This is a genomic window from Pseudomonas sp. NFACC25 (genome assembly GCF_900100935.1).
GTDB lineage: Bacteria > Pseudomonadota > Gammaproteobacteria > Pseudomonadales > Pseudomonadaceae > Aquipseudomonas > Aquipseudomonas marginalis.
In genome coordinates this window covers 106,163-129,958 of record NZ_FMUC01000017.1, presented here as the reverse complement: position 1 = coordinate 129,958, position 23,796 = coordinate 106,163, and the positions used below count along the sequence as shown (strand labels likewise).

General features: G+C 61.4%; 20 protein-coding genes. 5 read left to right on the top strand and 15 right to left on the bottom strand.

All coding sequences use genetic code 11. The annotated features are described in order from the left end of the window. Window positions 1-3,587 (bottom strand): DUF6531 domain-containing protein (locus BLQ09_RS27470; RefSeq protein ID WP_371914555.1); only part of this gene is annotated, 3,587 nt, incomplete at its 3' end. Between the two features lie 332 nt (window positions 3,588-3,919). On the opposite strand from BLQ09_RS27470, the gene BLQ09_RS27465 reads away from it, so the two are divergent. Further along, a complete protein-coding gene (locus BLQ09_RS27465) occupies window positions 3,920-5,005 on the top strand; it encodes a DUF1615 domain-containing protein (protein ID WP_027603170.1) in 1,086 nt (361 codons plus the stop codon). Here BLQ09_RS27465 and BLQ09_RS27460 read toward each other — a convergent pair whose 3' ends face one another. The 4 genes from BLQ09_RS27460 to BLQ09_RS27445 all read right to left on the bottom strand — a co-directional run bounded on the left by BLQ09_RS27460 (window position 5,006) and on the right by BLQ09_RS27445 (window position 8,762). Further along, window positions 5,006-5,800: a DUF4349 domain-containing protein gene (locus BLQ09_RS27460; RefSeq protein ID WP_027603171.1), complete on the bottom strand. Its 795-nt coding sequence runs from the start codon at window positions 5,798-5,800 to the stop codon at window positions 5,006-5,008. It lies immediately after the preceding gene. A gap of 376 nt (window positions 5,801-6,176) precedes the next feature. Beyond that, window positions 6,177-7,358: an acetyl-CoA C-acetyltransferase gene (locus tag BLQ09_RS27455; protein ID WP_027603172.1), complete on the bottom strand. Its 1,182-nt coding sequence runs from the start codon at window positions 7,356-7,358 to the stop codon at window positions 6,177-6,179. A gap of 11 nt (window positions 7,359-7,369) precedes the next feature. Next, the gene (locus BLQ09_RS27450) at window positions 7,370-8,029 is read right to left on the bottom strand and encodes a CoA transferase subunit B (RefSeq protein ID WP_027603173.1); all 660 of its coding nucleotides are present in this window, start codon (window positions 8,027-8,029) and stop codon (window positions 7,370-7,372) included. A 34-nt stretch (window positions 8,030-8,063) separates the two neighbouring features. Then, the gene (locus BLQ09_RS27445) at window positions 8,064-8,762 is read right to left on the bottom strand and encodes a CoA transferase subunit A (RefSeq protein ID WP_027603174.1); all 699 of its coding nucleotides are present in this window, start codon (window positions 8,760-8,762) and stop codon (window positions 8,064-8,066) included. Window positions 8,763-8,895: 133 nt separating this feature from the next. On the opposite strand from BLQ09_RS27445, the gene BLQ09_RS27440 reads away from it, so the two are divergent. After that, window positions 8,896-9,801: a LysR family transcriptional regulator gene (locus BLQ09_RS27440; protein ID WP_027603175.1), complete on the top strand. Its 906-nt coding sequence runs from the start codon at window positions 8,896-8,898 to the stop codon at window positions 9,799-9,801. 62 nt (window positions 9,802-9,863) lie between these two features. Here the strand turns inward: BLQ09_RS27440 and BLQ09_RS27435 are convergent, their stop codons facing one another. The 6 genes from BLQ09_RS27435 to BLQ09_RS27410 form a co-directional block, all read right to left on the bottom strand. Then, a complete protein-coding gene (locus BLQ09_RS27435; RefSeq protein WP_016977362.1) occupies window positions 9,864-10,193 on the bottom strand; it encodes a hypothetical protein in 330 nt (109 codons plus the stop codon). A 464-nt stretch (window positions 10,194-10,657) separates the two neighbouring features. Next, window positions 10,658-11,521: an NAD-dependent protein deacetylase gene (locus tag BLQ09_RS27430; RefSeq protein ID WP_065927813.1), complete on the bottom strand. Its 864-nt coding sequence runs from the start codon at window positions 11,519-11,521 to the stop codon at window positions 10,658-10,660. 8 nt (window positions 11,522-11,529) lie between these two features. Continuing rightward, complete coding sequence (locus tag BLQ09_RS27425; protein WP_027603177.1) at window positions 11,530-11,970, bottom strand: CBS domain-containing protein; 441 nt, start codon at window positions 11,968-11,970, stop codon at window positions 11,530-11,532. Between the two features lie 119 nt (window positions 11,971-12,089). Continuing rightward, window positions 12,090-14,039, bottom strand: a complete 1,950-nt coding sequence (locus BLQ09_RS27420; RefSeq protein WP_092359262.1) for a DNA topoisomerase III — start codon at window positions 14,037-14,039, stop codon at window positions 12,090-12,092. A 229-nt stretch (window positions 14,040-14,268) separates the two neighbouring features. Continuing rightward, window positions 14,269-15,891 (bottom strand): MFS transporter, encoded by a 1,623-nt coding sequence (locus BLQ09_RS27415; RefSeq protein WP_027603179.1) that lies wholly within the window; start codon window positions 15,889-15,891, stop codon window positions 14,269-14,271. A 65-nt stretch (window positions 15,892-15,956) separates the two neighbouring features. After that, window positions 15,957-17,603 carry a GMC family oxidoreductase gene (locus BLQ09_RS27410; protein WP_092359254.1) on the bottom strand — a complete coding sequence of 549 codons (1,647 nt, stop codon included), beginning with the start codon at window positions 17,601-17,603 and terminating at the stop codon, window positions 15,957-15,959. Window positions 17,604-17,731: 128 nt separating this feature from the next. Between BLQ09_RS27410 and BLQ09_RS27405 the strand changes: the two genes are divergently transcribed. After that, window positions 17,732-18,628: a LysR family transcriptional regulator gene (locus BLQ09_RS27405; protein WP_027603181.1), complete on the top strand. Its 897-nt coding sequence runs from the start codon at window positions 17,732-17,734 to the stop codon at window positions 18,626-18,628. A 39-nt stretch (window positions 18,629-18,667) separates the two neighbouring features. Here BLQ09_RS27405 and BLQ09_RS27400 read toward each other — a convergent pair whose 3' ends face one another. From BLQ09_RS27400 to BLQ09_RS27390, 3 genes are read right to left on the bottom strand one after another with little or no spacing between them, the layout of a single operon-like run. After that, the gene (locus tag BLQ09_RS27400; protein WP_092359252.1) at window positions 18,668-19,765 is read right to left on the bottom strand and encodes a DNA alkylation repair protein; all 1,098 of its coding nucleotides are present in this window, start codon (window positions 19,763-19,765) and stop codon (window positions 18,668-18,670) included. 14 nt (window positions 19,766-19,779) lie between these two features. Beyond that, on the bottom strand, window positions 19,780-21,126 hold the full coding sequence (locus BLQ09_RS27395) for a glutamine synthetase family protein (protein ID WP_027603183.1): 1,347 nt from the start codon (window positions 21,124-21,126) through the stop codon (window positions 19,780-19,782). Window positions 21,127-21,137: 11 nt separating this feature from the next. After that, complete coding sequence (locus BLQ09_RS27390) at window positions 21,138-21,695, bottom strand: helix-turn-helix domain-containing protein (RefSeq protein WP_027603184.1); 558 nt, start codon at window positions 21,693-21,695, stop codon at window positions 21,138-21,140. 219 nt (window positions 21,696-21,914) lie between these two features. Between BLQ09_RS27390 and BLQ09_RS27385 the strand changes: the two genes are divergently transcribed. Both BLQ09_RS27385 and BLQ09_RS27380 read left to right on the top strand, forming a co-directional pair. Beyond that, a complete protein-coding gene (locus BLQ09_RS27385) occupies window positions 21,915-22,223 on the top strand; it encodes an RcnB family protein (protein WP_027603185.1) in 309 nt (102 codons plus the stop codon). 76 nt (window positions 22,224-22,299) lie between these two features. Continuing rightward, entirely contained in the window at window positions 22,300-23,493 is a 1,194-nt protein-coding gene (locus BLQ09_RS27380) for an MFS transporter (RefSeq protein WP_027603186.1), read from the top strand. Here BLQ09_RS27380 and BLQ09_RS27375 read toward each other — a convergent pair. Beyond that, window positions 23,456-23,728, bottom strand: a complete 273-nt coding sequence (locus BLQ09_RS27375) for a DUF1652 domain-containing protein (RefSeq protein ID WP_027603187.1) — start codon at window positions 23,726-23,728, stop codon at window positions 23,456-23,458. The genes BLQ09_RS27380 and BLQ09_RS27375 overlap by 38 nt on opposite strands. Between the last annotated feature and the right edge of the window lie 68 nt (window positions 23,729-23,796).

Sequence of the window (23,796 nt, the reverse complement as noted above, 5' to 3'; positions counted from 1 at the left end):
CGGTTGCCGGCGACGATATCGGGGCCGGGGCGGTCTTGCATGAGCAGGTTGCCGGCCGGGGTGTGGCCGAAGCGTTCCTGCAGGTCTTGGGAGTGGTCGGCGCGGGTGAGGCGGCCTAACGGGTCGTAATGGTAGTGGTGTTCGCCTTTGCGCGTATCGAGCAGGCGGGTGAGGTTGCCGGTTTTGTCGTAGTCGTATTGGCGTTGGTAGAGGTGGTCTTGTTGCTGGGTGATTGCGTGGGCGTGCAGGCGGTGTTGGTCGTCGTAGTGGTAGTGGCTGAGGAGTTGGCCTTGTTGGCGCTGATGTTCCTGGCCGGCCTTGAATAGGTGAGACGTCAGTAGCGTGCCGTTTAATTCGATGGTGGCGAGGTGGCCGCCTTTGCTGTGGTTGAACACCAGGCGGTTGTTGTCCGGCAGGCGCAGGTGTTGAAGCTGGCCGCAGGCGTCGTAGCCGTAGCGCGAGGTGCCCCAGCCCTGATGTTCGGCGGTGAGGCGGTTTTGTTGGTCGTATTCGTAGGCCAGCGCCCAGTGGCCGTCGTCGACGCTGAGGAGGTTGCCCTGGCGGTCGTAGGTATATTCAACAAGGCTGGCGTCGGGCAGGGTTTTTCTTACGAGGCGTCCGGCGTGGTCTCGCTCGTAACGGGTAACGAGCTGACTGCCATCGTCACCGTGTTCGGTTTTTTCCTGCAGGTTGCCATTGAGGTCGTAGACGTAGGCCGTACGCTGCCCGTCAAACCCGGTTTCCTGCTGGATCAGGCCGTTGGGGTGATAAGCAAGTCGGTAGGTCTCGCCAACCTCGTTTTCGATCTCGGTCAGCAGTAATCGCGCATTGTCGTAGCGGTACTTGACCTGGCTACCGTCGGCGTTGATACGGCGGCTGATCAGGTGCAACCCGTCGGCGTATTCGTAGCGGGTGACGTGGCCCAGTTCGTCGCGTTCGGCGGTGATTTTTCCGTAGGGGTTGTAGCTGTATTCCCGACATGCACCGCCTGGTAATACGACGCGAACCAACCGGCCCACGCTGTCCCACTGATACTGGGTCAGCGCGCCATGCTCATCCTCGCGCGCCACCTGCCGGCCAAGATCGTCATAGCGATAACGCTTGATCCCGCCATTTGGCAGTTGCTCTTCAAGCAACTGTCCGCGCTCATTCCACACCAGCCGCTGACAACTGTGGTCCGGGGACCAAACCCCAACCAGTTGCCCGTATTTGTCGTAGCTGTAGTCGGTGATATTGCCGTCGGGATCGGTCTTGCGGATGACATCGCCCTGGTCGTTACGCTCGTACTTCCAGACCGCCAGACCCCGCCTTACAACCCGTACGAAGCCATTGTCATGCTCGTAGGACGTCGGCTCATCATCCCCGGGAAACAACGCCACCAAGCGTCCGGCTTCGTCGTACTGATACGCCGTCACCGCCCCCAGCGGATCCTGCTCAACCGTCAGCCGGCCTTTGGCATCGTAGGATTTGAAATGCTGTGCACCGTCCGGATCAATCCGCTGCACCAGCCGCGCCCGGTCGTCATGGGCGTACACTTCCTGACTGCCATCGGCGTTATGCAGCGTGACCCGGCCGTCGTCCCCCCAGGCATACCGCGTATCCATCTGGGAAAAACTGGCCCAATGCCGGACACATCGCGCCGCTTTGCCGGACCGTTCCCACGCCCAGAAGAAACTCGCCCCACCGGCCAAGCCCCGCTCAAGAATGACGTGCTGATCGTCGTAGCGATAAACCTCGCTTTCACCTACCGCATTGGTCGCCGAGACCAGTCGGCCAGCGTCGTCATAGGCGTAGGAAACGACGTTCTGCTCCGTCACCCATTCGTAAGGCTCATACCCCTTGGCCCGCTGCACCTGGTAGTCCACCGCGACGATGCGTGCCGACGCATAGCGCAGGAACAGCGCACACCCCGCACCGTTATCCAGCCGCTCGATCCGCCCCAGAAAATCCCGAGAAATCCGCAGCCGGTTGTCGTACGCATCACTGATCGAGACCAGCACACCGTCGCGAAAGTGATAAAACCGCGACGCCTGGGCCAACACCAGTTCATCCGGCGACGCGCCCAAATAGATCGCTGCTTCGGCCAAACTATTGGTGATGGCAGGTCGAGCAACACTCGGCAGTGGAAACCCAATCGAGCGGTTCTCATGGTCCGTCCACACCACCGAATCGCCCGACACCACCAGCCGCTGCGCCAGCGAATGACTCCAGCCAAACCCCAGCCCGACATCCACTTCCACCGCACTGGTGCGGTACAACCGCGTCCACTCGAACGGCAAGATCCCATCCAACGTGCCGTCGGTGAGGGTGAGCAATTCCTCCCCGGTAACCATCGACACCGGGCAGCCGTTGGTGACGGTCTTATCCGAAGAAGCCGCCGCATCCCCGTTCGGGTTCCTCCCTGAAACAGGCACATCATCGACAGGCTCCTGGCGGACCAACACCGTCTGCTGAGTCTTCCTGCGAACCGCCGGCACCGGGTTCGAAACCACATGCTCCCCCGCCTTCAACGGCGCAACCGGTACGGTCTTGATCGACGTCGCAGGGCCACCGAGCAGCAAAGGTTTCACCGCTTCGACATGCGGCGCCAACCCCGGCTCTACAAGCTGCCTGGCCAGCAACTCCAACAACTCCCGCGCGCGCTTGGATTTGATAGCGCTCAGCACTTGAGCCCCCAGCCGCGCCACCACCCCCATCGCACCCAATACACGAATCAACAGCAGATTGATCAGGACCTCGCCAGTGATCTCACCCCACAGTTCATTCATCTGCGGCGGTGGCAGAAGGCGCATCCAACTGACCATCGCCGACAGGTAGATAAACAACAGCGGCTCATCGCTGAGCACCAGCAAACCGTTGGCAATCGTGTCGTTGCCGAGCTTCAGCAGTTCATCGAGTTCGGCCTGGGAGAGGTAGGCCAACAGCTTTTCGCTGTTGGGCTTGAGGTCCGCCAGCAGGTCAGACAACTGCGTAACGTTGTCCCACACATTGAAGAGGGCTTTTCCAAGGCCGCTGAAAAACGCTGCTTCCAGCATTCGGCGCCGATCGAGGGGCTTGGCTTCGGCATAGTCTTTCCACTCATCCTGGAAAGTGCGGGCCCACTCTTCACGCAGGCGAGCCTCCAACCCCGCGATCACCGACTGATAAGACCCATACAGCGCCTTGACGTGATCCCTGGAAACGTTGGGGTAGAAACTGATTCGGTACGGCTGGTTGCGATCACACTCGGTGATTTCGAGAAGGCCGCTGGGGCCGATGGTCTTGTGGATCGGCTCGCCCAATGGGCCGCCATTGGGATCGACGCGCTGCAGCATCACCGGCGTGTCGCCGATGGGCACGAAGCGCGTGCTTTGGAACATATGCACCAGCGTCAGGGTGCCATTGGCCGGGCACGTGGCGACGGTGCTGCTGGGGATGATTGAGCGATTGATCGGCGCGACCAGCGCCACCTCATCGCCGACCTTGAAGACCTGCTCGACCTCCAGCGCCGAGAAGCGCCAGAAGCTTTGCGCCCAGTCATCGAACGTATTCAGGCATTCGCGAAAGTCACGGAAGACGCTTTCAACGTCGACCGTCTTCACATCCATCGGGGTCAGGGCCAGCCTGCCAATGGCCGGGTTCAAGAGGCCGCCCCTTCAACCAGGGCTTTAACGAAAACAACCATCTGCAATCCCTCGCACTGTGTATTCAGGCGAGGGACTTTGCAGCGGTTTTCAGGCAGGGGCTGTAGAGCTTATCTTGCCGTTACGTGGGAGCTTTCAGCGGCTATCGTCCCTTTTTGGCGACGTATCAAAAAGCCTTCAGCGCTGCGCGAACGCCAGGTTCAACCCTGGCTGGCGAGAAGGTGAGTTGGCGAACCCGCGTTAGACTTACTGGTCCATATCCGCAACGCCTGGCCCATCGTCCTCAAGGAAGCCCCATGTCCCCACGCTGCCTGATCCTCTGCCTCACCTCATTGGTGGTGCTGGCCGGCTGTTCCACGTCACGCGGTCCGCAGCAACCAGCGCGCAGCGAAGCCGAGGTGAAGGCCGAGATCGTGCGTTTGCTCCCGGCGAAGGTTCCAGACCGCAACGGCTGGGCCCAGGACATCTACACCGCCTTTGACACTCAAAAGATCTACCCCAGTACCGAGAATATCTGTGCCGTATTGGCGGTGACCGAGCAGGAATCCACCTATCAGGTCGACCCGCCCGTGCCCAACATGGGCAAGATCGCCCAGGATGAAATCCTGCGCCGTGCCGCCAAGGTGCATGTGCCCGCTTTTGTGGTGCGCAGCGCCCTGCAGCTGCGCTCGCCCACCGGCAAGTCCTATGCCGACCGTTTGAGTGCCGCGCGCACGGAGAAGGACCTGAGTGGCATCTTCGATGACTTCATCAGCGTGGTGCCCCTGGGCAACACCCTGTTTGGCGGTTTCAATCCGGTGCACACCGCCGGTCCCATGCAGGTCAGTATCGACTTCGCCCAGAAACAGGCGCGGGGTTATCCCTACACGGTGGATGGCACGATTCGTCGGGAAGTCTTCACCCGGCGCGGCGGCATGTACTTCGGTATCGCCCATTTGCTCGGCTATCCGGTGAGCTATGACCAGCCGTTGTATCGCTTTGCCGACTTCAATGCGGGGTGGTACGCCAGCCGTAATGCGGCGTTCCAGGCGGCGGTCAGCCGCGCGTCGGGCACTGAGTTGGCGCTGGACGGGGATTTGATTCGCTACGGCTCATTGCTGCCCGGCACCACCGAACTGGCGGTGCGCTCATTGGGCGCGAAGCTGGACATGCGCAACCCCAGCATTCGCAGCCAGCTGGAACAGGGCGAACAGCTGGATTTTGAAGACACCACCCTCTACAAGCGCGTGTTTGCCCTGGCCGACCAGGCCGCCGGCAAGCCGATGCCCCGTGCGATCCTGCCGGGCATCGTGCTCAAAAGCCCGAAGATCACCCGCAACCTGACCACGGCATGGTTTGCCAAGCGCGTGGATGAGCGATACCAGCGCTGCATGAAGCGCTGATCAGCTGCGGCGCCGGACAAATGTGCGCCACAGCCACACCCACAACCACACCACCGGAAACGCCAGGATCACGAACGGCAGCACATAGCTGGCGCGTTCCAGGGCGTCTGCGGTGCCGTCCACCAGGTTGGTCCCCAGGTTGCTGAACATCCGGCTGAAGCGTGACGGTTGGTTGGCGCCGTCGGCAGAGCGGAAGTTGAGGGTGACGCGGTTGGTATCCAGGCGACGCTGCTGGCCGGCGGCGACCTGGGCGAGTTCCTGCAGTTCGTTTTCAATGCCTGCCTGCTCCTTGCTCAAGGCAATCAGGTCGCTGACGCTGATATCCTTGCGCTTGGCCAGTTCATCGAGGCGCTGTTGCTGGGCTTGCAGGCGATCCTGGCGGCGACGTACATCGGCGACCGCGTCGGCCAGGTCTTCGGCGGTGGTGATGCGCTGGCCGAGTTTGCCGCCTTCAGCGGCCATGGCGACCATCGGTTCGACCCCGGTGGGCGCGATCCGCAGGATGATCTCGCCGCCGTTGCTGTCTTCGGTGATGCCAAGGATATTGCACGCGCCAAACCGCGCCGACTCACAGGCCTCGCGGGTGGCCTGCATGCGCGGCGCGAGCAGGGCGCCGGGCAGGGCCAGGGTCAGTTCGTGCTCATAGGCCAGTTGCGCACCGGCCCGGCCTTGTTCGCCATTGATCACCGTGGCGCGGGAGTGGTCCTTGGGTGAACAGCCGACCAGGGCCAGGCCGGCCAACAGGATCAACAGGGGCGCGCGAAGCGATTGAAGGGTGCCGTCCGGATGGCGCATTGCGGTTCCTTGAGGTGTGCGGGGCATTGGCGGCGATTAAAGCGGGTCCGGCGAATTAACGCAAAGTATCCTGCAGGATTTGCAGGGCTGATGGTGGTCGCGGAGTGGATTACCGTGCGCCTAAAGAAGAACGCGGTGTATCAGACACTCTGTAGAGGCTGGTTTTGGGGCTGCTTCGCAGCCCAACGCGGGACAAGCCCGCTCGCCACAACAGCGCTTTCTGCCGGGGGAGGCAGCGTTTAGACAAAGTTGTGTAGATACCTATGCTCATCGGGGGCAAGCCCCCACACATTTGGACTGTGTTTGTTCAGGGAAACCGCATAAAGAAAAGGCCTGGCTTTTCGTGGAGCCGGGCCTTTTCCGTGTTGCTCGTTTATCAGCTGCGCTCGAGGGCCAGGGCTACGCCTTGGCCGCCACCGATGCACAGGGTCGCCAGGCCTTTCCTGGCATCGCGCCTGATCATTTCATGCAGCAGGGTGACCAGCACGCGGCAGCCTGACGCGCCGATGGGGTGGCCGATGGCGATGGCGCCGCCGTTGACGTTGACCTTGTCCGCATCCCACTCCAGCTCTTTGCCTACCGCCAGGGATTGCGCGGCAAAGGCTTCGTTGGCTTCGATCAGGTCCAGGTCGCCCAGGCTCCAACCGGCTTTGTCCAGGCAGCGGCGGGTGGCCGAGACCGGGCCGATGCCCATGATTGCTGGATCCACGCCCGCGTTGGCGTAGCTGGCGATACGGGCCAATACCGGCAAGCCGAGGGCCTTGGCCTTGTCGGCACTCATCAGCAGCACCGCAGCGGCGCCGTCATTCAGGCTGGAAGCATTACCGGCGGTGACGCTGCCGTCTTTCTTGAACGCCGGCTTGAGCTTGGCCAGGGATTCGGCGGTGGTGCCGGCGCGAGGTTGCTCATCGACGGCGAAGGCAATCGGGTCGCCCTTGCGCTGGGGAATCAGGATCGGCGTGATCTCATCGACAAAACGCCCGGCCTCGATGGCGGCGGTGGCTTTCTGCTGGGAGGCGGCGGCGAAAGCATCCTGGGCTTCACGGCTGATACCGTATTTGTCCACGAGGTTCTCGGCGGTGATGCCCATGTGATAGTCGTTGAACGCATCCCACAGGCCGTCGGTGATCATGCTGTCGATCATCTTGGCGTGGCCCATGCGCAAGCCCGTGCGCGCAGCAGGCAGTACGTAGGGTGCCAGGCTCATGTTCTCCATGCCGCCAGCGATGATGACCTCGGCGTCACCGCAACGGATGGCCTGGGCGCCCAGGTGCAGGGCTTTCAGGCCCGAGCCGCAGACTTTGTTCAGGGTCAGGCTCGGCACGGCGTGGGGCAGGCCGGCGAGGATCGAGGCCTGGCGTGCGGGGTTCTGGCCGGAACCCGCGGTGAGTACCTGGCCGAGGATGACTTCATCCACTTCGGCCGGGTCCAGGCCGGTCTGCTCCAGCAGGCGACGGATCACGGCGGCGCCCAGCTCCGGTGCCGGAATGGTGGCCAGTGAACCTTGAAAGCTGCCCACGGCGGTGCGGGTGGCAGCAACAATCACGACGTCTTGCATGGAATCTGTCCTCACTGGAAGTGCATTTCTGGAACGTGGTCCGGGACGATCAGTTTACCGGCGGTCTTGCTCACAATCTCTTCAACGCTGACGCCAGGTGCGCGTTCCTTGAGGACAAAAGCGCCATTTTCGATTTCCAGGTACGCCAGGTCCGTCAGTACGCGCTTGATGCAATTGGCGCCGGTCAGCGGCAGGCTGCATTGGCTGAGCAACTTGGACTCACCGTCCTTGGAGGCGTGGGTCATGATCACGATGATGTTTTCTGCACCGGCCACCAGGTCCATGGCGCCGCCCATGCCTTTGACCAGTTTGCCGGGGATCATCCACGAGGCGATGTTGCCGTGTACGTCCACTTCAAAGGCGCCGAGCACGGTGAGGTCGACGTGGCCGCCGCGAATCATCGCGAAGGATTCGGCGGAGGAGAAGATCGAGGCGCCGATGCGCGCCGTCACAGTCTGTTTGCCGGCGTTGATCATGTCGGCATCGATGGTGTCTTCGGTAGGAAACGGACCCATGCCGAGCAGGCCGTTTTCCGACTGCAGCATGACTTCCATGCCTTCGGGGATGTAGTTGGCCACCAGGGTCGGAATGCCGATGCCCAGGTTGACGTAGAAACCGTCCTGCATTTCGCGGGCGACGCGTTGAGCCATTTGTTCGCGGGTAAGAGCCATTTTATGAGTCCTTATTGTTCGGGCTGGAGGCGGATTATTTGCGCACGGTGCGCTGTTCGATGCGCTTCTCGAACGTGCCGCAGATGATCCGGTCGACGTAGATGCCAGGGGTGTGGATCTGCGCCGGGTCCAGCTCGCCCGGTTCGACGATTTCCTCGACCTCGACCACGGTGATCCTGCCGGCGGTGGCGGCCAGCGGGTTGAAGTTCTGGGCGGTGTGGCGATAGATGACGTTGCCGAAGTGGTCGGCTTTCCAACCTTTGACGATGGCGAAGTCGCCGGTGATGGATTCTTCCATCAGGTACGGGCGACCGTTGAATTCGCGGGTTTCCTTGCCTTCGGCCACCGGAGTACCGACGCCGGTGGCGGTGAAGAAGGCGGGGATACCGGCGCCGCCTGCGCGCATTTTTTCCGCCAGGGTGCCTTGGGGGGTGAGGACCACTTCGATTTCGCCGCTGAGCAACTGCTTCTCGAACAGGGCGTTTTCACCGACGTAGGAAGCGATCACCTTGCTGATCTGCTTTTCTTCCAGCAGCACGCCCAGGCCAAAGCCGTCGACGCCGCAGTTATTGGAAACCACGGTGAGGTCACGGGTGCCTTTGCGCTTGATCTCATTGATGAGGTTTTCCGGAATGCCGCACAGGCCGAAACCACCGGAGAGCACGGTCATGCCGTCTTCCAGGCCTGCCAGTGCTTCCTCGTAGGACGCCACGCGTTTATCGAAACCTGCCATATGCACCTCTTTTATTGTTTGTGGGCCAGCCAATGAATCGAGTGTTGCGCCGACGGATTGATTTGTTAAGTTGTTTTTTAAGGTTGATTGATTTAGAAAACAGCATAGTCAACCCGCCGCCCGGAGTAGCGCCATGACCGTTAAACAGATGCGTGCCTTTCTGGCCGTGGCCCAAAGCCTGAGTTTTGCCGCCGCCTGCGAGCGCCTGCACCTCTCTCAATCGGCGTTGAGCCTGACCATCAAAGGCTTGGAGGAAGGGTTGGGCGGGCGCTTGTTCAGCCGCAATACGCGCAACGTGGCGCTCACGCCCGAGGGCGAATCCCTGCTGCCCCTGGCCCGTCGGCTGATGGCCGATTGGGACAATGCCGAGGACGAGCTGCGTCAGCTGTTCACCCTGCAACGCGGGCGGGTGACCGTGGCGGCGATGCCGTCGTTTGCCGGCAACCTGCTGCCGCCGATCCTGAAGATATTCCGCGCACGTTACCCCCAGGTGAACGTGACGGTGCATGACTTGATCAACGAGCAAGTGCTGGAGATGGTTCGCGACCGCCATGTGGAACTGGGCGTCGCGTTTGAACCCTCGGAAGGCTCGTCGCTGGCCTTTACGCCGTTGTACCTGGACCGCTTCATTGCGGTGGTGCCCGGTGATTCACTGCTGGCACAGTGTGCCGAGGTCGACTGGAAAACCTTGCTGGAGCACCCGTTCATTACGTTGCAGCGGCCTTCCACGGTGCGGGTGATGCTGGAGGAGCACCTGGGGGCCTTGAAGATGAAGCTGCCGGTGGCCTTGGAGAGCCATCAATTGGCAACCGTGGGCAAGATGGTCGCCAGCGGCCTGGGTGTCAGCGCCGTACCGGCCTTGTGTGCGCAGCAGATGCAGGAGGCGGGGGCGCATTGCATCACCTTGACCGATCCGGTGATCGAGCGGCCGATTGGTGTGCTGACCAAGCCTGGGCATGAACTGTCAGCGGCGGCGCAGGTGTTGTTTGATATTTTTCGGGATGAGGCGGGGAAGGGCAGGTTTCCGGCGGTGTTATAAAACAGGTATTAAAAAGCCCGCTCGAATAGACCAGCGGGCTTAAATTTAAAGGTGCACTGTTATCAGCAGTATCTATCAATCACTTTAACGTGCGATTGGCCTTTGAGGTTCTGCCATTCGGTATTAAGTGTGTGGAATACTTGCTCGATAAAGTTGCGATCGGCCGCGGCCTTCTTGCCGACATAACCCTGGCCACGGCGGTACATCTTCAGGCGCGCCGCCAGTTCACGGTTATTGCGGTCGAACTCGGCTTCTTCAGTGTGGGGCGCCAGGCAGTCGATTTGCACTTCGCCCGATTTGCCAATCCACAGGATATGGTCGTCGAGTGTGTCTTTCTGCGCTGCGAACATCTCAGCCAATTCATCGATAGTTGGTTGGTTGTTCAGATTCATGTGTAAGCCCCTTGACCAGTTGGCGATCTATCAGTTGATTCCGTTAAAACTGCCTAGTTGTCTCCGGCTTGGAAAACCGGGCGTCAGTGACGGTCTGCCGAATACGGGCAGGGTCTTGAACCTGATGCATGTAGTCTTGCTGATGAACTGCTACGCAATGGTTTCATAACGAAGACAAGCCGCATTTGAGCGCCTTGTACCGATCCTTTCGGGTCGGTCAGCTTCATCAATCTGCCTTGTGGGCAGTGCACATCCGGAAAAAACAGCTCGGCGGTCAGACGAGCTTGTTCAAAACGCTTGTTACCAACGCTCCCGATCCGGGAGACGTCTAGATCATGCAAGGACAAAAAGGTTACGTCAACGCTTATGTAGTGATTATTTTTGATCACTACATAATTCGTCGTGGCTATGGGGAGATACGGCAAATGCGTGACTCGAGCGTCATTTTTTGCGCTGGACGGTCGCTATGGCTGAGGAGGGGTTGACTGCAGGCGGTCTGCCAACAAGGGCAGAAGCTGTTCGCACGAGGTTTCGATCTTTACCTGCAACAACTCATCACCCCGGGTCTTGCCCAGGTTGATGGCGATCACCGGCTTGCCCTGTTCGACCATTGCCTTGCACAGGCGAAATGCGGAGTAAGCCATCAGCGATGAACCTACCACCAGCAGCCCCTCGGCATGCGCTACCGCCGCCATCGCCCTGGCCGCCGTCGCCGGTGCGACGTTCTCGCCAAAAAACACCACGTCCGGTTTCAGTCGCTCACCCTGGCAATGGGGGCAGCGGGGGACCTGGAAGCGCTCTTCAAACGCGGGGTCGAGCAAGGTGTCACCATCAGGCGCCTGTACCGCATGGACTTGCGCCAGGTACGGGTTATCGATTTCCATCTGGCGCTGGATCAGGTCGCGCGTGCTGTGCAACTGGCAATCCAGGCACAGCACCCGGTGCAGGCTGCCGTGCAATTCGATCACGTCATGGCTGCCGGCCTGGTCATGCAAGGTGTCGACGTTTTGCGTGATCAGGCCGCTGATGTGCTGGCGTTGTTGCAAGGTCGCCAGTGCCCGGTGAGCGTTGTTCGGCTGGGCGATACGTACCCTCGGCCACCCCAGCATCGCCCGTGCCCAATAGCGCCGCCGCGCCTGGGCAGTGGCGAGGAACTCCTGGTACATCATCGGCGCCTTGCCCCGGCGCACGCCTTCGCTGTCGCGGTAGTCGGGGATTCCCGACGACGTGCTGATGCCCGCACCGGTCAATACCAGGAAGCGCCGTTCGGCCATGGCGCGGTGCAGGGTGTCGAGGTGGTCCTGTTGATGTTCCAGGGTGTCGAGCATGGGGTCCCCTATTCGCCGCGGATGTACTGCTCCAACTGCTTGATCAGGTCTGCCTGTTCGGCGATGGCTTCCTTGACCAGGTCACCGATGGAGAGCAGGCCCAGCAGTTTGCCGTCCTCGACCACCGGCAGGTGGCGCAGGTGACTGTCGGTCATGATGTTCATGCACGCTTCGACACTTTTATGGGTATCGACGGTGATCACCGGCGAGCTCATGACCTCGTGGACCTTTGTAGTGACCGACGATAGGCCCTTGAGCATTATTTTGCGTGCGTAATCGCGTTCGCTGATGATCCCCACCACCGTGCCTTCCTTGACCACCGGCAAGGCGCCGACGTTTTTCTCCGACATCCGCACCAGCGCCTCAAACACAGTGTGGTCCCATTGGATGGTGTGGACGTCCTGGTTTTTCTGGTCCTTGGCTTTGAGCAATTGTGCGACGGTTTTCATGGCGGCCACTCCGGTGTTGTTGTTATCCCCTACAGAATCCTAGACGGCACTCGCCGGGGCAAGGTCCAATGCGGCGTTAAACCCGTCGAAAAACGTCATTCGCCGGTTTTTTTCGCCTTTCACCCGGTTTTTTTCGGTTTCCTGGCGCGCTCTGGGCCAGTGGCGGTCTTGCGAGGGGCCGACTTGCGCTTCTTTTTCCACGGCGCAGCACCTCGGCCCGGCGGGCTGGCCGGCCCGCTGATGGTCATGCGCATGCCGTTGCAACGGGCCACTTGCTTGCTCATCCACGCCGCCTGCTTGGCGACGAATTCTTCCAGGCTCATCTCACCGCTTTGCACCATGTCCAGCGCTTGCTCCCAGATCGCGGTGGTGCCGGGGTCGGCAATGGCGCGGGGCACCGCGTCGATCAGGCTGAAGGCTGCCGGGGTGGCCGACAGCGCCTTGCCGTTCTTCACCAGGTAACCGCGGTCGAGCAGGCCCTGGATAATCCCGGCGCGGGTGGCTTCGGTGCCGATGCCGGTGGTGTCCTTGAGCTTTTGCTTGAGCAGCGGGTCTTCCACCAGCTTGGCGACGTTTTTCATCGCCTTGATCAGGTCGCCCTCGGTGAAGGGCTTGGGTGGCTGGGTCCACAGGTCCTTGAGGTTGACCTTGACCACGGCGTAATCCTGGCCCTGCACCAGTGTCGGCAAGGCCTGGGGCGCCGGTGCTTCTCGGCCCTTCGCCGGTGCCAGGGCTTCGGGCAAGGCACGTTTCCAGCCCGGCTCGATCACCACTTTGCCCACCGCACGCAACGCCTGGCCCGCACAGTCGAAATCCGCCTGGGTGCGATCGTATTCATGGTTGGGCAGGAACTGCGCCAGGTAGCGCGCGCGAATCAAGGTGTAGACCGCACGGTGCTTTCCGGTGAGTTGGCCGACGTCCTTGCCGGCGCCGGTGGGAATGATGCCGTGGTGCGCGCTGACCTTGGCATCGTTCCAGGCCCGTGAGCGGCGCAGGGGATCGATATGCGGCATCAGCTCATGGACTGCCGCATCCCCACGGCCCAATGCGGCGAGAATCTTCGGCGCCTCGCTGTGCTGGCTCAATGGCAGGTAACCACAGTCACTGCGGGGGTAGGTGATGACCTTGTGGGTTTCGTAGAGGGATTGGGCGATATCCAGGGTTTCCTGGGCGCCGAGGCCGAGTTTCTTCGAGCAGATCTCCTGCAGGGTGCCGAGGTCGAAGGGCAGGGGCGCCACCTCGCGCATGCGTTCGGTGCGCAGCTTGATCAGGCGTGCGCCGGCGGCGTTGCTCATGGCGTCGGCAGCGTCCCGGGCCAACTGCGGGTCAAGGCAGCGGCCCTGGTCGTCACAGGCATCCTCGGTCGCGCGCCATTGTGCGGTAAACGTCATGGATTGGTGGCGCAGGTCCACATCAATGGCCCAGTACGCCACGGGCACGAAGTCGGCGATGCTGCGGTCGCGGTCCACCACCAGGCGCAAGGTCGGTGTTTGCACCCGGCCCACCGGCAGCACGCCCTGATAGCCGGATTGACGCCCCAGCAGGGTAAACAGGCGACTCATGTTCATGCCGATCAGCCAGTCGGCGCGGGAGCGGCCCAGGGCCGAGTGGTACAGGCTGAAGGTTTCGGCGCCGGGCTTGAGCGCCGCCAGGGCCTTGCGGATGGAGGCATCGTCCAGCGCCGACAGCCACAGCCGCTGGATCGGCCCGCGATAGCGGCAATGCTCGACCAGTTCGCGGGCGATCATCTCGCCTTCACGGTCGGCGTCGGTGGCGATCACCAGTTCCTGGGCTTCCCCCAGCAGGCGCTTGACGGCCTTGAACTGGCTGGCGGTCTTGGGCTTGACCAGCATCTTCCATTTTTCCGGGACGATTGGCAGGTCGGCCAGTACCCAGCGTTTGTATTTGGCGTCGTAGGCGTCGGGCGGGGCGGTTTCCAGCAGGTGGCCGATGCACCAGGTGACGGTGACCCCATTGCCCAACCAGCAACCGTCGCCACGGCGACTGGCGCCGAGCACGGCCGCGATGTCCTTGGCCTGGGAGGGTTTTTCACAGAGGTACAGCCGCATGGTCATCACATCAGATCGGGTTGATGCTTTGCAGGATGCTCAGTCAGAGGAATTTGAGCAACTATTATCTGTATGGATGTACAGCAATTCGTGTAAGCGTTGCGGAAATAAATGTGGGAGGGGGCTTGCTCCCGATAGCGCCATATCAGTCAACGCAACTGTGACTGAACCACCGCTATCGGGAGCAAGCCCCCTCCCACAAGGGATCTCCTGTGTTCAGGCGATCGGTTTAATTGTTGTCGAGATCCACATGCCGCGTTTCTTTAAGGCAAAACAATCCGACAATCAGGCTCACCCCCGTCACCACCACCGGGTACCACAAGCCATAGAAGATATCCCCGGTGTACACCACCAGCGCAAACGACACGGTCGGCAGGAACCCGCCAAACCAGCCGTTACCGATGTGGTAGGGCAGGGACATCGAGGTGTAGCGAATACGCGTTGGAAACAGTTCCACCATCAGCGCCGCCAGCGGGCCGTAGCACATGGCGGCGATCAGGATCAGCACCACGATCAGCACCACCACCATGACCTTGTTGACCTGGGCCACATCCGCAGAAGTCGGGTAGCCGGCCAGGGCCACTGCACCGCGCAGCGCTGCCTCGTCGAAGCCGTCGATGCGCACTTCACCCACGCTGACCTGCACCGGGCTGCCGGCCGGGGCGGCGGCACTGCTGTAAGGCAGGCCTTGCTTGACCAGGAAGGTCTTGACCTTGTCGCACGGGCTGTCAAATTTTGCCTTGCCTACCGGATCGAACTGGAAAGTACAGGTGGCCGGGTCGGCCAGCACGGTGATCGGTGCCTGGCGGCTGGCCTGGTCCATCGCCGGGTTGGTGTAGTGTGCCAGGCCTTTGAAGATCGGGAAGTACAGCGCAGTGGCCAGCAGCAAGCCAAGCATCAGCACCGGCTTGCGACCCACCTTGTCGGACAGCCAGCCAAAGAAGATAAAGAACGGCGCGCCGATCACCACGCTGATAATCAGCAGCATGTTGGCCAGGGCAGGGTCCATCCGCAGGAACTGCGTGAGGAAGAACAACACGTAAAACTGCGCCGCGTAGAAGGTCACCGCCTGGCCGCCGTTGATGCTGAACAAGGCGATCAACACGACCTTGAGGTTTTCCCACTTGCCGAAGGATTCACGGATGGGCGCCTTGCTGGCCTTGCCTTCCTCTTTCATCTTCAGGAACGCCGGCGATTCATGCAGGCTCATGCGGATCCACGTCGAGATGCCCAGCAGCACGATGGAGAACAGGAACGGTATACGCCAGCCCCAGACTTCGAACTGATCGCCGGTGAAGTACCGGCATGCCAGCACCACCAGCAACGACAGCAGCAAACCGAGGGTCGCGGTGGATTGAATCCAGCTGGTGTTGAGGCCGCGTTTGCCGGCCGGCGCATGCTCGGCCACATAGGTGGCCGCACCGCCGTACTCGCCGCCCAATGCCAGGCCTTGCAGCATGCGCAGCACGATCAGGATGATCGGCGCCGCGATGCCGATGCTGGCGTAGGTTGGCAGCAGGCCGACGCAGAAGGTCGCCACGCCCATCAGGATGATGGTCACCAGGAACGTGTACTTGCGCCCGATCATGTCGCCCAGGCGGCCGAACACCAGCGCGCCGAACGGGCGCACCACAAAGCCGGCCGCGAAGGCCATCAAGGCAAAGATAAACGCCGTGGTGTCGTTGACCCCGGCAAAGAACTGCTTGCTGATTACCGCCGCCAGGGCGCCGTAGAGGAAAAAGTCATACCACTCGAACACCGTCCCCAGGGACGAGGCGAAGATGACTTTTCTTGATTCGTTACCGGTGCTCGCGTTGGTGGCCGAGCCCAGGGTTTGAGCATGTTCTGACATCGGGAAGCCCTCACAGTGATTATTTATTGTTGTTCCACTGTCGGCGCCAGGTTTGGCGCCGCTATTCAGATTGCATGAACCAGTTCTTTCTCCGGGGCGAGACTCCTTGTGTTCGGCGAAAGGATCAGCTGCGCGGCTTTTTCCGCGATCATCAGCGTCGGTGAACAGGTATTGCCGGAGGTAATGCGCGGCATGACCGAGGCATCGGCGATACGCAGGCCGGGCACGCCATGCACGCGCAACTGGGCGTCGACCACCGCGTCTTTATCGCTGCCCATGCGACAGGTGCCGACCGGATGGAAGATCGTCGTGCCGATACGCGCGGCGGCTTCGTGCAGTTGTTCTTCGGTTTGCAGCGAATCACCCGGCAGGTATTCCACCGGCTTGAACTGGCTCAGGGCCGGTGCGGCGACGATGCGTCGGGTCAGGCGAATCGCGTCGGCGGCCACCCGCAGGTCCTCCGGGTGGCTGAGGTAGTTGGGCCGGATCAGCGGCGCATCCGCCGGGTTGGCCGAGCGGATATCGATGCGGCCACGGCTTTGCGGGCGCAGGTCGCAGACCGAGGCGGTAAACGCCGGGAACCCATGCAGCGGTTCGCCAAAGCGCTCCAGGGACAGCGGCTGCACGTGGTATTCGAGGTTGGCCGAGGTCTGTTCCAGGCCCGAGCGGGCAAACGCGCCGAGCTGGCTGGGCGCCATCGACAGCGGTCCGCTGCGGTCGTACAGGTAGCGCAGGCCCATGCCCATCTTGCCCCATACGGTACCGGCGATCTGGTTCAGGGTGCGGGCGTTTTCCAGCTTGTAGATCAGCCGCAATTGCAGATGATCCTGCAAGTTGCCGCCGACCCCTGGCAGTTCATGCAGCACATCGATGCCCAACGGCTTGAGCACGCTGGACGGGCCGATGCCCGAGCGTTGCAGGATGCCCGGCGAGCCCACGGAGCCGGCGCACAGTACGATTTCCTTGCGCGCCTTCCAGCTCACTGGCTGGCCGTTTTGACGCCCGATCACGGCCGAGGCGCGGCCGTTTTCCAGGACCACGCGGTCTACCTCGACCTCGGTCAGCACGGTGAGATTGGGACGCTGGCGAATCGGCTTGAGAAACGCCTTGGCCGCGTTCCAGCGCACCCCGGCCTTCTGGTTGACCTGGAAGTAGCCGCAGCCTTCGTTATCGCCTTGATTGAAGTCGCTGATACTGGAGATGCCGCTTTGCGCTGCCGCCTCACGAAACGCATCGAGGATCGGCCAGGACAGCCGTTGCTGCTCAACCCGCCATTCGCCGCCATCGCTGTGGAATTCCGAGCTGCCGGCAAAGTGGTTTTCGCTCTGCTTGAACAGCGGCAGCACGTCTTTCCAGGCCCAGCCATCGTTGCCTGCCGCCGCCCAGCCATCGTAGTCCTGGGCCTGGCCGCGCATGTAGATCATGCCATTGATGGACGAGCAGCCGCCGAGCACCTTGCCCCGAGGGTAGCTCAGCGCACGGCCTTGCAGGCCTTCCTGGGCTTCGGTCTTGAAGCACCAGTCGGTGCGCGGGTTGCCGATGCAGAACAGGTAGCCGACGGGGATATGGATCCAGGGGTAGTTGTCGCGGCCACCGGCTTCAAGCAGCAGCACGCGGTGGGCGGGGTTGGCGGACAGTCGATTGGCGAGCAGGCAGCCTGCGGGGCCGGCGCCTACTACCACATAATCGTATTCAGCAGCTGCAATGGGCATCTGAAGTCTCGCTTGTTTTTCTTATTGGCTCCATCCTAGTTGTTAGTTTTCGTCTTAAAAATGTTAGTTTTTACCCAGCTGCTGTGCGTTTTTAAACAGCGCTATCCGGGCCATGCAATGGAGGCGACATGTTCGACTGGAATGACCTGCGGTATTTTCTGGAGTTGCAGCGCAGCGGCCGCCTGCTCACCGCCGCGCAGCGCCTGAAAACCACGCACGCCACGGTGGCCCGGCATATCGAAGCCATCGAGAAGAGCCTCGGCACCGCGCTGTTCGTGCAGCACGCCCAGGGCTACGAACTGACCCCCGCCGGCGAAGCCCTGCTCAAACACGCCGAGGCCATGGAAAACGTCGCGCTGCTGGCCGAGGACGAATTGACCCACGCCGCTGCGCCCCTGGGCAAGATCCGCCTCGGGGTGGCCGAAGGGTTGGGGGTGATGTTCCTTGCCGGCCGCATGGGCGGGCTGTTCGAACGTTATCCCGGCCTGGAAGTGGAACTGCTTGCCGTGCCGCGTTTCGTCAGCATCCTCAACCGCGAGGCGGAAATCAGCATCCACCTCGAACGCCCCAGCGTCGATCAACTGGTCACGCGCAAACTCACCGATTACCGCCTGGCGCTCTACGCCAGCCGTGCCTACCTGGCGCGCACCCCTCCGATAGAAAAACGCGAAGATCTCGCGGCCCATTCATGGATCGATTATGTCGACGACCTGCTGTTCAGCCAGGAGCTGAAGTTCCTCAGCAGTTTCTGCCGTAACCCCAAGGTGGTGTTCCACAGCACCAGCGTCATCGCCCAACACCAGGCCGCACGCTCCGGATTGGGGATTGCGGTGTTGCCGTGCTTTATGGCGTCGGGCGACCCGCAGTTGGTGCCGTTGCTGCCGGGGGAGGGGATCCAGCGCAGCTACTGGATCAGCTCGCGCCGGGAGTTGCACAAGTCGGTGCGGTTGCGGGTGCTGTGGGACTACGTGGTGGAATTGTGCGCGCGGGAGCAGCCACTGTTGCTGGGCGAATCCAACGGATGAAACCCTTCCATAGTGATCTGCGGTGTTGGTTGAATCGGGTTAATCCCTCAATTCGAATTCGGCACTGCCCAATCGCTCTCCATTTACCAGCACATGCACCGCATGCCTGCCGGGATAGTGCTTGCGTGTGGTCAACGCGCGAATATGCTGCTCGCGGCGGAGGTTCTGTCGTTCACCCGCGCCCAGCGTAAACGCCTTGAGCTTGAACACCTTGGCCGCGCTGTGACCGGCGCTTTTGACGTAATCGATGGCGTAGTCGACCACCAGTTTTTGCGCCGTGGCGGCGGTGGATTCCAGGCTGAATGACAGGGTGATCCGCTCGCCCAGGGTGATCACCGCCGGCGTCACGCTCAGGTGATGGAGCTTCACCTCGGCCTTGGCGCCTGCGCCCATGATCGTCAGCGCGCGGGTGTTGCCCTGCTTGATCAGGCTGCGCAGCGCATGGCGGGCGATCCAGGCGGTGTGCGGGTTATCCAGGTTCCAGCCTTCGATCAGGCTGAGCACCCAATCCGGGTGGTCCTTGGTGATGTCGTTGAGGTGGTTGGCCACGGATTTGCGTACGTAGAGGCTGCTGTCGGCCTTGAGGTTGTCGAGGATCGGCGCACACAGTTCGGGGTTGGCCTGCACCTTGGCCAGGCGAAACGACCACGGCAAGCGCGGACGCGAGCCTTCGCTGGCGAGGCGGCGTACGTGATCGTTTTCATCCAGCGACCAGGTTTGCATGACCGCCAGGGTGCGTTCGAAGTCGTGGAGCAAGAAGGGTCTTATGGCGAACTCAGCCGAGCCGAAGGGGGTGAAGTATTTGAGCGCGGCCATGGAGCGCGTGAAGTCAGCCAGGCCGTAGCTCGCCACGTAGTGCGGCAGGCACAGGCTGACAAACCCGCTGTTCAGGCGCGGCGCCAGGGCGTAGAGCAGCTTGAGGGTCTGGGCATAGTCCAGCGGGATCACCGCGTGCAGGCTTTCGCTGACCCGCGCCACACGCTGCATTACCGATAATTCGGCGAGCCCGGCCTTGGCGTGCTGGAGAAACCCCTTGGCGTCGAACGCCGGGTACACCGCTGTCATCTCGCTGGCGATGTGTTGCAGGCGTTCGAGGTTGAAGATGTCCTTGAGGGCCGGGGCGCTTTGGTCGGTCATCGGTTATTCCGTCGTTAGAGAAACCAGCGGTATTCCCGCGCATGGATCTCTTGTTGAAAGGCCAGGTGATCCTGGCGTTTGTTCTCGCAGTACACGTCGACAAATTCGGCGCCCAGCTTATCGCGCACTACCGGCTGATGCTGCATGGCGCGCACGGCATCGAGCATTTCCACAGGGAAATCGGTGCCGCTGCTGCGGTCCTCGTTCAGTGGCGCGATAGGTTCTTGCCTGGCTTCAAGACCATGTTCAAGGCCGACCAGGATCGCCGCCAGCACCAGATACGGATTGGCGTCGGCACTGGCCAAGCGATGCTCGATCCTCAGGTTGCGCGGGTCTGACTCGGGGATGCGCACGCACGCATCGCGGTCTTCAAACCCCCAGCAGGCGCGGGTGGCCGCGTTGACCGTACCCCCCAGGCGGCGGAAGGCATTGTGGTTGGGCGAGAAGATCGGCATGCAGTGGGGCAGCAATTCCAGGCAACCGGCCACGGCGTGGCGCAGGGGTTGCTGCTGGTGCGCCGCGAGCAGGTTGTTACCCGCGCCGTCATACAGGCTGACATGCACATGCATGCCGCTGCCGGGAAATTGCAGGTAAGGCTTGGCCATGAAGCTGGCGCGGTAGCCGTGCTTGAGCGCCACGCCGCGGGTGCTGCGGCAGAACAGGGCCGCCCAGTCGGCGGCGCGCAGGCCGTCGTCGAGGTGGCCGAAATTGATCTCGAACTGGCCGGGGCCGAGTTCGGCGGTGATCACTGTGATGTCGATGCCCTGGTCCTTGGCGGTCTGCGCCATGTCGTCCAGCACCTCGCTGAAGCGCGACAGCCGTTCGATATGCAGGTTGGGCTGGTCGTCGGAGTCATCGCTGAGCGGGTCGCGGGCGAATTGCGGCAGGCCGTTGTCGAGTTTTTTGTCGAACAGGTAGAACTCCAGTTCGAAGGCCACCACCGGGTGAATGCCTTTGTGGTGCAGGCGCTCCAGCACCTTGGCCAGGACTTCGCGAGGTTCGAATTCGATCGGCGCCTCGGTGCCGTCCGAGGTGATCAACATCTGTCCCAGCGGCTGCGACTCCCAGCTCACCGGCTTGAGCGTGCCCGGTACCAGGCGGCGGTTGGCGTCCGGGTCGCCATCGTGGAAGCAGTAGTCGCCGATCTTGAACAGCCCGCCCTGAACCCCCAGCAGCACGGCGTTCTGCGGCAGCTTCAAGGGGCTGCCGGCGGCGACCTTTTCCAGCATCTCGATGGGGTAGCGCTTGCCGTAGAAATGCCCGGGGATGTCCAGGGCGATCAGGTCGACATAGCGCACGTCGGGATGGTTCTGGCGAAAGGTCCGTACTTCGGCCAGTAACGTGGAGGCTTGGCTTTTCACGGGTGTTGCTCCTAGTTGTAAACCCACAGCACGCGGGCGGGCAGGTCGGTGAGGTTGGCGTAGCGGCAGTGGGCGAAACTGGCCAGGTGGAAGCTGTCACCGGGGCCGAGGGTGACCGAATCGGCCTCGCCCTCTACCCACAGCGTCAATTCGCCTTCCAGTACAAATCCGGCCTGCTCGGCGCGGTCGCTCATGGTCTGTTCACCGCTGTTGGCGCCGGGTGCCAGCAGGCTGTCGAGCATCGAGAAGGCGCCATTCATGCTGGGGGACACCAGGATGTCGGTGATGCCGTTGGCGTAGTACACCGTACGACGTTCGTTGGGGCGGGTGACCCAGCTCACGGCCTTGGGTTTGGACAGGCTGTAGAAATAGGTGGTGGGCACATCGAGGGCATGGCTGATGGCGGTGAGATCCGCCACGGTCGGACGCGACAAACCCCTTTCCACCTGGGACAGGAAGCCCACCGAACGCTCGATCTTCTGTGCGAGTTGGGCGAGGGTAAGCTTCTTGTACTTGCGCAGGTCGTGGATCAGGATCGCCAGGGCGTCGAGTTCTTCTTGCTGGTTCATGAAATTTATATCTAATAATTTCATGAAAAATTACAGGATTAATTTCATAAGGGCAATGGGGGCACGCGTAAGTCCGCTCACCACAGGGAGATTTGTCAGGGTCTGAAAAGTTGTGTAGATACCTATGCTCATCACAGGGGATCAAGGTTCAACAGGCTGAATGATTTCATGCGCCTGCGGTCGGAACCTGGGTACGCATCATTCATTGAAGGAGCACCCATGAAGTCCAAAACCCTCGCTGCCTGTGTCCTGGTCGCCGCCAGCCTGTCCACCGCCAGCTTTGTCGTGCAGGCCGGCGATACCCCCCAGGAAACCGTGCAGCCTTCGAACATCAATACCCGTGATTTGAAAGAAGGCGACCGTGCCCCGGACATCCTGATGCGCAAGGAGTCGGCGGTCAGCGACTGGAAGAAACGCGGTCTCAAGCAGCCTGAAGCCGACAGCCAGTGGGCCCGTGTGGGCGACAGGTTCGTGCTGCTCAAAACCACCAACGGCACCATCCTGGAGATCACGCCCGTCAAGAAATGACCCGCGTTTTTTTTCGGCTCTTGCGGTAAGGTAACCGGCCATCAAGACCGTGTTACCTTCAAAGAAAGAGAGCAGGATGCTTGCCACAATAAGAAACTACCCCCGCGCCGTGAACCTGCTGTTGTCCGCCACGTTGCTGCTGACGCTGGCCAAGGCGATTACCTTTCCCTACCTGGTGATCTACCTCACCCGCCAATTTGCCCTCGACATCACCCAGGTCGGGCTGGTGATCGGCAGCTCGTTGATCCTTGGCTCGCTGCTCAGCGTATATGGCGGTTTTCTGGTCGACCGCATCAACAGTTATCGGCTGTTGCTGGGGTTGAGCGTGCTGTTTGGGCTGGGGTTTATCGGTACGGTGCTGGCGCAGAACATCTGGGCGTTCTACAGCTGCCTGATCCTGATCAACCTGGCCTACGCGGTCATCGATATTGCGGTAAAGGCCGGTTTTGCCAGCTTGCTGCCGGAAGATGCACGCAGCGAAGTTTTTTCCATCAAGTACACCCTGACCAATATCGGCTATGCCGCGGGGCCGTTCTTTGGGGCGATGGTGGCCAAGCTGGACATCAGCCTGCCGTTCATCCTGTCGGCGTTGTTGGGGGCGGGTTTTTTCCTGCTGTACTGGCGCTGGGGCGATCGCACCCTGGCGACCATCGATGTGACGCAAAAGCCGGTGCCGTTCCTGGCCGTCGGCCGCGTGCTGCTGCGTGACCATCGCCTGGTGTGCTTCACCCTTGGGGGTGTGCTCAGCGCCGTGGTGTTCGGCCAGTTCACCGCTTACCTCTCGCAGTACCTGGTCACCACCACCAGTGCTGAATACACCTACACCGTCATCAGCGCCGTGCTCACCACCAACGCCGTGCTGGTGATCGCCTTGCAGTACGTGATTGGTCGACGTATTTCCCACCGTTACCTCAGCCAATGGCTGATCGCCGGCCTGGGCATGTTCATGCTGGGCTTGATTGGTTTTGCGCTGTCCACCAGCGTGCTGTGGTGGGTGCTGGCGATGGCGGTATTTACCGTGGGGGAAATCATCGTGTTTCCGGCCGAATACATGTTTATCGACCGGATCGCCCCGGACCACCTGCGGGGCATGTACTACGGGGCGCAGAACCTGTCCAACCTGGGGGCGGCGTTGGGGCCGGTGTTGTGCGGGCTGGTGCTGGCCAGCCTGCCGGCCCATTACATGTTCTACATGCTGGGGGCGTTCATCGTCGCGGGCGGGGTGTTCTACTTCATTGGTTCGTCGTTGAAGGCGCGTCTTCCAGCGTGACCTTGCCCATGTTGTTGCTTTGCAGTTCGTAGCGCAGTTCTTCCACCATCTTTTCCACGTCTTGCGGGGTCTGCAGCCGGTTGGTGCTGATCCCCGTCACCACCAGGTCCACCCGGCCGGTGTCGGCGTCGTAGACCTTGAGGGTCAGCGACGCATCCCGGCACAGGGTGAACTCGCATGTCAGCGGCGCGAGGCCTTCTTCGATGCAATTTCGCAGTTGAGAGAGCGTAAACATGTGGGTTCCTTCAGGGTGTCGTTTTACGACGGCACAGGTTGAAAGCCCTGTACTCACACCCTGAAGGT

Excerpts from the sequence above, each read along its gene's own strand:
- BLQ09_RS27430 (WP_065927813.1), bottom strand. The coding sequence starts at position 11,521 with ATGCTCGACACCCTGGAACATCAACAGGACCACCTCGACACCCTGCAC.
- BLQ09_RS27390 (WP_027603184.1), bottom strand. The coding sequence starts at position 21,695 with ATGAACCAGCAAGAAGAACTCGACGCCCTGGCGATCCTGATCCACGAC.
- BLQ09_RS27385 (WP_027603185.1), top strand. The coding sequence starts at position 21,915 with ATGAAGTCCAAAACCCTCGCTGCCTGTGTCCTGGTCGCCGCCAGCCTG.
- BLQ09_RS27460 (WP_027603171.1), bottom strand. The coding sequence starts at position 5,800 with ATGCGCCATCCGGACGGCACCCTTCAATCGCTTCGCGCGCCCCTGTTG.
- BLQ09_RS27420 (WP_092359262.1), bottom strand. The coding sequence starts at position 14,039 with ATGCGGCTGTACCTCTGTGAAAAACCCTCCCAGGCCAAGGACATCGCG.
- BLQ09_RS27465 (WP_027603170.1), top strand. The coding sequence starts at position 3,920 with ATGTCCCCACGCTGCCTGATCCTCTGCCTCACCTCATTGGTGGTGCTG.
- BLQ09_RS27425 (WP_027603177.1), bottom strand. The coding sequence starts at position 11,970 with ATGAAAACCGTCGCACAATTGCTCAAAGCCAAGGACCAGAAAAACCAG.
- BLQ09_RS27405 (WP_027603181.1), top strand. The coding sequence starts at position 17,732 with ATGTTCGACTGGAATGACCTGCGGTATTTTCTGGAGTTGCAGCGCAGC.
- BLQ09_RS27400 (WP_092359252.1), bottom strand. The coding sequence starts at position 19,765 with ATGACCGACCAAAGCGCCCCGGCCCTCAAGGACATCTTCAACCTCGAA.
- BLQ09_RS27455 (WP_027603172.1), bottom strand. The coding sequence starts at position 7,358 with ATGCAAGACGTCGTGATTGTTGCTGCCACCCGCACCGCCGTGGGCAGC.
- BLQ09_RS27445 (WP_027603174.1), bottom strand. The coding sequence starts at position 8,762 with ATGGCAGGTTTCGATAAACGCGTGGCGTCCTACGAGGAAGCACTGGCA.
- BLQ09_RS27440 (WP_027603175.1), top strand. The coding sequence starts at position 8,896 with ATGACCGTTAAACAGATGCGTGCCTTTCTGGCCGTGGCCCAAAGCCTG.
- BLQ09_RS27375 (WP_027603187.1), bottom strand. The coding sequence starts at position 23,728 with ATGTTTACGCTCTCTCAACTGCGAAATTGCATCGAAGAAGGCCTCGCG.
- BLQ09_RS27435 (WP_016977362.1), bottom strand. The coding sequence starts at position 10,193 with ATGAATCTGAACAACCAACCAACTATCGATGAATTGGCTGAGATGTTC.
- BLQ09_RS27410 (WP_092359254.1), bottom strand. The coding sequence starts at position 17,603 with ATGCCCATTGCAGCTGCTGAATACGATTATGTGGTAGTAGGCGCCGGC.
- BLQ09_RS27380 (WP_027603186.1), top strand. The coding sequence starts at position 22,300 with ATGCTTGCCACAATAAGAAACTACCCCCGCGCCGTGAACCTGCTGTTG.
- BLQ09_RS27415 (WP_027603179.1), bottom strand. The coding sequence starts at position 15,891 with ATGTCAGAACATGCTCAAACCCTGGGCTCGGCCACCAACGCGAGCACC.
- BLQ09_RS27450 (WP_027603173.1), bottom strand. The coding sequence starts at position 8,029 with ATGGCTCTTACCCGCGAACAAATGGCTCAACGCGTCGCCCGCGAAATG.